Origin of the sequence: Rhodococcus zopfii NBRC 100606 = JCM 9919 (assembly GCF_001895025.1) — a bacterium.
In the GTDB taxonomy this organism is placed as follows: Bacteria; Actinomycetota; Actinomycetes; order Mycobacteriales; family Mycobacteriaceae; genus Rhodococcus; species Rhodococcus zopfii.
The window spans coordinates 1-6,039 of record NZ_BCXI01000087.1; the positions used below are offsets into that span (position 1 = coordinate 1).

6 protein-coding genes and 2 pseudogenes are annotated in these 6,039 nt (G+C 65.7%); all 8 read right to left on the reverse strand.

Annotated elements, in window-relative coordinates; all coding sequences use genetic code 11:
• The coding region (locus tag RZ1_RS28985; protein ID WP_072816346.1) for an S-4TM family putative pore-forming effector at window positions 1–919 on the reverse strand (919 nt) is incomplete at its 3' end.
• Entirely contained in the window at window positions 916–1,770 is an 855-nt protein-coding gene (locus RZ1_RS28990; RefSeq protein ID WP_072816348.1) for a CBASS oligonucleotide cyclase, read from the reverse strand. The genes RZ1_RS28985 and RZ1_RS28990, both read right to left, overlap by 4 nt.
• 16 nt (window positions 1,771–1,786) lie before the next feature.
• Window positions 1,787–2,290: a hypothetical protein gene (locus RZ1_RS28995; protein WP_072816350.1), complete on the reverse strand. Its 504-nt coding sequence runs from the start codon at window positions 2,288–2,290 to the stop codon at window positions 1,787–1,789.
• Window positions 2,290–2,772: a CBASS system Cap8 protein gene (locus RZ1_RS29000; RefSeq protein WP_505358120.1), complete on the reverse strand. Its 483-nt coding sequence runs from the start codon at window positions 2,770–2,772 to the stop codon at window positions 2,290–2,292. Before RZ1_RS29000 ends, RZ1_RS28995 begins: the two co-directional genes overlap by 1 nt.
• Window positions 2,759–3,655: an AAA family ATPase gene (locus RZ1_RS29005; RefSeq protein ID WP_072816361.1), complete on the reverse strand. Its 897-nt coding sequence runs from the start codon at window positions 3,653–3,655 to the stop codon at window positions 2,759–2,761. The genes RZ1_RS29000 and RZ1_RS29005 overlap by 14 nt, the downstream gene beginning before the upstream one ends.
• A 268-nt stretch (window positions 3,656–3,923) precedes the next feature.
• Window positions 3,924–4,189, reverse strand: a pseudogene (locus tag RZ1_RS31580) (hypothetical protein); the annotation flags it as partial.
• Window positions 4,087–5,070, reverse strand: a pseudogene (locus RZ1_RS31935) (DNA-methyltransferase). The pseudogenes RZ1_RS31935 and RZ1_RS31580, both read right to left, overlap by 103 nt.
• Window positions 4,997–5,902 carry a hypothetical protein gene (locus RZ1_RS29025; RefSeq protein WP_072816358.1) on the reverse strand — a complete coding sequence of 302 codons (906 nt, stop codon included), beginning with the start codon at window positions 5,900–5,902 and terminating at the stop codon, window positions 4,997–4,999. Before RZ1_RS29025 ends, RZ1_RS31935 begins: the two are co-directional and overlap by 74 nt.
• Window positions 5,903–6,039: the final 137 nt, after the last annotated feature.

The window sequence follows — 6,039 nt, forward strand, 5'->3', positions numbered from 1 at the left end:
AAGTGGCATCCTCAGATCGTTCACCGGCCCAAATGCCCTTGAAGTGCTCGGCCTCGACTTGATGATTGCTTTCGTACCGGCTGCGAAGTCGATTGTAGAAACGTTCGGGAACACGGGCGGAGTCGAGACGGGACCTGAAGATCTTGTCTTGTCGAGTTCGCAGCTCCTCTGCCAGTTCGTTGAGTCTCTCCGGCGAGGCGGTGTGGGGGGTGAGGCCCTGTAGCGCGTCATCGATCCGCTCGCGGAGTTCGATCTTGGTTCGAGCGACGGACCGCTGCTGCACAAGGCTCCGCAGGGCGAGGGCTGCTGCGGGCAGCGTGGGGGCGATGTACCAGGCCAAGAGTTGCCACACATACCACTGCGCAGCGAGAGAGACGGTCAAACCAACAGCGAGCCATGCCGACAGGCCTGCGACGAGCCTCCAGGCCCACGCCTCACGCTGGTCAGCATCCCAGATCAGGTTCTCTCGCTGGCAGAGCGTCTCTGCGATGGGCGAAGGGATGCCCCGTACATCGAGATACCAGTTCCGCTTATCTCCCTTTCCGTACCGCGCTGCGGCATCCGCGACGTCCACGAGAGGAACCGGGCGTCCTAGGTCCGGATTCCAGGGAATCTGGAACAACGAGGTATCGAACTGTTCTTGGATGAGCACTGCGCGATTGTTGGAATTCTTCGTCACAAGGGGCCAGACGATCTCCGTCAGCACGGCGAACACCACGCCGATAATCGCGGCGGCAACTCTCAAGTCCGGGAAGAGAACGGCCGCTAGGCCCGCCACACTGAGAATGAGTGCCACACCCCAACGCGCCGATTCGACACGTTGGGCCTTCGCGTGCTCCACATCGGCAGCTTGAAGGAGTCTGATGTGCTCGACATCGTTCTGCCGATCGTTGATGTCCTGTACCGCTCTAGCGTTCATGGACGCGGCATCCTTCCGCCGAATAGACTGCGCCATAGTTCAATTGCCGATCTTTCTTGCCCTTCGGACTCTGCGAGAATCGCCTCCTCGGCAATCTGGAGCCATGAGCGGAGTACGCGTTGAAGGTCCGCGCGTTCCGAGGCAGGCACACCGGCGTTGACATCGCCTCCGAGTTTGGCGGGGTCAGGCCAGTCGTCAACGATCTGGTCCGCCGCTGAGGCGAGGAAGAACCTGATTTCGTCTTGGTAGCGCCCCAGCCTGGGTTCGACAAGGTCGAGGGCCATGACCTCGATCAAGAAGGATGGGTTGAGGGGCTCCCCGGCTTCCCTGTTGATGGCCTTGAGCATCTTCACGAGCGGAACGAATTTGCCGTCGCAATCAGCGTTTTTCTCGGTCACCATGCGCGCGTGCTCGTGCGGATTCGTATCCATCCACTCCACGCCGTTCGGGATGCGGAAGCCGGTTTCGGTGGCGAATGCCGGTGCGACCTCGTACGAGGCGACGTCCTCGCCGGCGTACGAAATCAGGGCGACGGTATCGTCGCCAGTGACATCCGGCCATCGAGTGGACAAGACTTCGACGAGTGCCCTTACGGCCGCCGTTCCGGTGCCTTCGGCGAGGTGCGCTTGGGGGCCTTCCGGGTCGATCACCACGAAGATGTCGACGTCCTTGAGTTTTTTGGTCTTGGTGTGCCGGTCGTAGCTGCCCGTCAAGAAGTCATCCGTCAGGGTCCATCGTGTGCGGACGTGGTCGCGGATGAGCTTGTGGCGGCTCTGTGCAAGGTTCTGTTCAGACGTAGTGATCTCGAGGTTGCTTTTCAGTGCGGCGAACGCCGTGTCGACCATCCCCATGGGAACTCCTTCTCAGTCAGCTCATGTACACACGGGCCGAAGCGGTCGCGTCGGGGGCCGTGGCCAGTGTCCCGATGGTTCGTGATCTCAGGTTTGCCGTGGACGCGCTCGACCCCGGGCTCCAGCCGGGTTGCGGGGTGCGGGGTCCGTTGAAGGCGCAGAAGAGCTTGAACGTGGTGCCAGCAGGTACGGCCTTGAGCTTCGCGAGGTATCTGAGCATGGAGGCGTTGTCAGCGGTGAATCTGCGATCCCCGAGACCCTTCGCGGTATAGGAGACCGGGAACTCGAAAATCGGATCGACAGTCCCGGAGTGGTGGCATTCCACTGACACCGACGCGAGGGACCCTTCGGTGATCCATGCGGCGATTGCTGCGGCGTCTTGATCCCAGCTCTGGTAGAGACGACTGGCCTCGATTCCGAGGGTGGCGAGGATGTCGGCGATCGACGACAGGATCACGTCCGACAGATGCGTGGCTGTGTGAGCTCGTGTGTAGGTGTTGGTGGAGGTCGACGTACTCATCAGTTACCTCCCATTCTGCGTAACGCGGTGGCGTCGATCGTTGCGGTCGAGGGGGTCCGCGCTTGGGCCTGGTAGGTCGGGGCCGGAGCTGTCGACACGTGTTCGTTGTCTGCGGCGGCGGACTCTAGTGCGCCTTCGAGATGGTCAGGAGAAGGAATATGCAACATCCAACCGTTGGTGGCCGAGGCACCTCCGGGAATAGGATCGAGGTTTTCCTCCACGGTGAACGCGTTGTCACCTCTGACGATTCGGATCGAGACGTACATGCCGTCATCGACGAGAACCAGCGGCACCTGGTCCAGATAGCCGCCCGCGGCAAGCGCGGAACCGATTCCCTGGAGCTTGTCGAGGCTGGCGGCCACAGATCCCTCGGGAACAGCGTTGCTCCGCTCGAGCGTGTCTGCAAGCAGCTGCACAACTCTGCTCCACGCGTCTGCGGCCGTACGGACCGGAGATCCGGCGATTGTCCTACTGCGCTGCATGCTCTGCCTCCAGCTCGTCCAACACAGCAGCTTCCGCGGCCGCAAGTAGGTCTTCGATTTTCAGTTCGTTCGGATCGAGTGTTACCTCGAGACGGCGCAGCATCGCATCGGTCACGAGTTTTCGCACAGTCCGGCCGTCACGGCCGGCCAAGTGGGCCGCGACCGTCCGCAGTTGCGGATCCCCCGCCAACGCGCCCAGAGCCCGGTACTTGGTCGCGAAACCCTGCAGTGCGTCGGTAAGGATCGCATGGACCGCCTCTTCGTCCGGCAGCGGCATCAGCACCGTGATGTCGGACCTGGAGAGAAACGCCTCGTCGAGCGCGGACGTGAAATTGGTTGTAGCGACAGTGAACAGATGTGGGAACTGGGAGGTGTTCTCGTCCAGAGCGGTCAGGACGGCATCTGTTGCTCGATGCACATCTGCAGGGTTCGCAGACAGGGAAGCCGCTCCCCGTGCCACGGCCATGGACTCGACCTCGTCCAACAACACGATCGTCGGTACCCCGTCGTCGGCCAGCGCAGGAATGATCTCTGTCAACAACTTTGTCACCCGCTGTTGGCTCTGTCCGTGCTCCGCGCTCATCAACCCATGGGGGTTCACCTCGATCAGGCGGGCACGTTTGGGACCCACCACGGCAGCCATTTGTTGTGCCAGTCCGCGCGCGAGCGTAGATTTCCCGGTCCCGGGGGGACCCGTCAGCACCGCCAAACCATGCAGCGCAGTGACGTGGAACGGAAGCGTCGTCCGCAACTCCAGACTCAATACCGCGGCGCGCAGAAGCCGATCCTTCACGGATCGATCGACCACGATCGAGTCCCACAATCCTTCGTACCGAGGCAGCGGCACCAGTTCGTTGCGGACCACGCATTCCGCTACATCCATCTCATCCACCTCCACAGTTGAGCAGCGCGGCAGGTGAAGACGACGAGGTGCCGTGCTGCCAGGCCGAGTGTCGAGCATGGCATGGACTACCGACACAGAAAGGGCTCGCAAGATGACCGAAAGGGGATTTCGTCTCTGGTCACCGTCGCGCTAGCGGCCAGGTCAAGCATTGCAAGGCGGCAGTTGCCTTCCCTACTGGGAAGCTGTTGCCATGTCGTGATCGGATTCGGTACGGTCCGACTCTCGCGGTGCTGCCCGGAGTCCTGGGTCAGAGCAGTCGTCGGAGCCGGGCGGCGTCTTCGAGGTCGTGGCGGAACCGGTCGAGGGTGGCGAGGGTGTACATGCCGTCGATCTGCTGGTCGACCCACAGCTGGTGGACGCGGCGCAGGTCGGCCTGCCGGGATTCCAGCCGATGCCGTCGATGACCGCGATCATGAACTGCCGGGGCAGGCGCACATCGGCCATCTCCTCGATCTCGCGGACGGCGTCGGTGAGTTTGCTGCCGGTGGAGTCGAACCCCTTGGCGGCGACGACGGTTCGAGTAGACGGGGTCGATCGAGCCGAGCCGAGCCGGTCGTGGTCATGCCGGAGAACGGGTCGAGCACGATGTCCTGCGGCCGCGACGAGGCGGCGATGCACCGCTGCGGCAGATCGACCGGGTACATCGCGAAATGGCTCGCCTTCGACGGCCGGACCGGCACCCGCCACACGTCGCCCGGGTTGGAGCCGTTCTCGTCCCGGATCGCATCCAGGTCGACAAGTACGACCGGCTGCGGGTGAGCAGGAACAGGTGCTCGTGCCGGCGGGTTCAGCCGATCACGCACCGACTCCGGCGTGCCGCTCGGCTTGTGCCAGATGATCTCGTTGCGCAGGAAACCACCCCGTCCGCCTGCAGCGCCAGCGCGAGGTGCCACGGGATTCCGAGCAGACTCTTGCGGGGGCGACCGAGGTGGTGTTCACCCGTCGGGCGATCACCCCGACCGGTGCCCGCGGCCGGCCGTGCCGGCGTCTGCGTGCCCGGCGTAGGTGTCGCCGATGTTGACCCACAGCATGCCGTCGCGGCGCAGCACCCGCGCGACTTGCCGGAAGACGCGGACGAGCGTGCCCACGTACGCCTCCGGGTTCGACTCCCTTCCGAGTTGCCCGTCCCGACCGTCGTAGTCGTGGAGGTTGAAGTTCGGCGGACTGGTCACCGCCGTCTGCAAGGCATGTAGATCGCCTTTCGTAACGCAGGTGGGTGAGCGCTGCGCGACAGCCGCTTCCGACGGGGCGCCGGCGGCTGCGGCGCGTGTCCTGCTGCCGTGGTGGGGGGGACGGCGTGACCTGCACGAACGGGGCCGATCACGTCGCCTGGGTGGCCGTGCGCACCTCGCGCAGCTCGGCGCGGAGTTCGTCGGCGCGCTCGCGGGCGGCATCGGCCTGGGCGTGCGCGGCCGCGGCCTCGGTACGGGCGGCCTCGAGGTCGGCGCGGACCCGGTCGGTGCGCTCACGTTCGGCGGCGGTCTCGGCACGGGCGGCGGCAAGGTCGGCGCCGAGCCGCTCGATGGTGGCTGCGGCGGCCGCGGCCGCGTTGTCGGCGTCGGCGCGCAGGCGGGTGAGCTGGTCGCGGTGGTCCTCGGCCTGCGCGGTGAGCACGCCGATCCGGTGCTCGAGGTCGGCGACCTGGGCGCGGTGGGTCTGCTGCGCCTGGTCGAGCTGCCGTTGCCACCGCTCGGTCGCCGCGGCGTGCTCGGCGGTCAGGGCGGTGAGCCGGTCCCGATGCTCGGCGTGCAGCCGGTGCAGGGTCTGCTCGTGGTCCCGGCGGGCGGCCTCGAGCCGGGCGGTGGCGTCGGCGGCGGCGGTCTCGGCGGCGGCCGCGGCGGCGTCGGCGTCGGCGCGGTCGTCGAGGGCGGTGCCGAGTTGTTCGCGCAGGGCGGCAATCTCGACGCCGGCATCGGCGCGAACCTTGTCGGCGTCGGCCTGGATCCGCCGCAGGTGCGCATCGAGCGCGGCCGGGTCCGCCAGCAGCTCGGTCGCCGCGGTGATCGAGCGGGCCACCTCGGCCAGGCGGTCGACGGCGGCGGCGGCCTCCTGCCGCAACAGCGGGACCGCCTCGGTGAGCGTGGTGATCGCCGAGGCCGGATCGGTCGGCGTCGCCTGCCGTTGCTGGTCGGCGCGGGCCTTGTCCTTCTGCCGTTGCCGCCAGGCCCGCACCCGCTCGGCGTCGGAGGCGTACTCACGCCGCCGCCCACCCTTCGCGTCCCCCACGTCCCTACCTCTTTTCCGCCGGTCGATGTCCCCACAATCGTACCATAACGTTTCGTAACGTACTTTACTTGATACGTACGATTGGCGGGTCTCGGACACCCGGAAAGCCGCCGCGGCGGCGCGGGGGGCGCCCCCCT